Raw genomic sequence first — 907 nt, forward strand, 5'->3', positions numbered from 1 at the left:
CTGTTTGTAACGGCTGGGGTGGCAAGAATGTCGATGATGAATGTTGTAAAAGCGGCATTGCCATGGGTGGGTGTCATGTTCTTGTTCTTGATAATTGTGACTTATGTACCTTGGGTATCAACCTGGTTACCAACGACCTTGATGGGGCCAGAAATAATCACTAAATAACACATTTTCCGAATTACATTCACTAAACCAAAAAGAGGTGTGAGCTATCACACCTCTTCGTCTATGGATTTAAAATCTTGTTTTCTCGGATCGGGATGGACTCTGCGCTCATAACCGTACCACTTCTTTTTGTTTTTACGTCGGTCTTCACCGGAGCGTCTTTCTTCTTGATACTGGCCGTCTACCATCACGGTATCGGTAATGATCGGTATCCTCACTTTTTCATTCATATCCATATGAGCCCAATAATTGCCTTAGCAAAATTATGATTCAAGTTGGATATAATACCAATCGTGCGAACCGGTTTTATTTATAGAGCTCTTTATCTATCTGATAGCGTTGCATTTTGTCATACAGCGTTTTTCGAGGCACATTCAACTGCTCCATCGTTTGTTTGATGCTGCCATTGTTTTCCAGTAGCGCATTTTCTATCGCTGCCTTTTCAAACTCCGCCACTTGCTCTGCAAGGCTACTGGTTGAGGCGGGGATGGAACTTGGTTCACCTAATTGGATGAGTTTACCTAATAAAACGAAACGCTCTGCTGCATTGCGTAGTTCTCGGACATTTCCCGGCCAATCGTGAGCCATTAGCTGAGCCAAATCTTGTGCTGAAAGACTTGGCGAACTTTTACCATAGCGCGACGCCGCGACTAAAAGAAAATGATGGAAAAGGGCAGGGATGTCTTCCTTGCGTTCACGTAAGGGAGGCAAATCTAGCGTAACCACGTTGAGGCGGTAG

Annotated in this window: 3 protein-coding genes; 1 reads left to right on the forward strand and 2 read right to left on the reverse strand. The window is 44.2% G+C overall.

Annotated features, from left to right (window positions below):
• Positions 1–168 (forward strand): TRAP transporter large permease subunit (locus R7Z50_RS25650; protein ID WP_318149497.1); only part of this gene is annotated, 168 nt, incomplete at its 5' end.
• Positions 169–215: 47 nt separating this feature from the next.
• Here the strand turns inward: R7Z50_RS25650 and R7Z50_RS25655 are convergent.
• Complete coding sequence (locus R7Z50_RS25655) at positions 216–398, reverse strand: hypothetical protein (protein ID WP_033904250.1); 183 nt, start codon at positions 396–398, stop codon at positions 216–218.
• A 76-nt stretch (positions 399–474) separates the two neighbouring features.
• Positions 475–907: helix-turn-helix domain-containing protein (locus R7Z50_RS25660; RefSeq protein WP_318149496.1), on the reverse strand; the 433-nt coding region annotated here is incomplete at its 5' end.

It is taken from the genome of Vibrio sp. 1249-1 (genome assembly GCF_033340495.1).

Coding starts and splice junctions, on each gene's coding strand:
- R7Z50_RS25655 (WP_033904250.1), bottom strand. CDS start 398: ATGAATGAAAAAGTGAGGATACCGATCATTACCGATACCGTGATGGTA.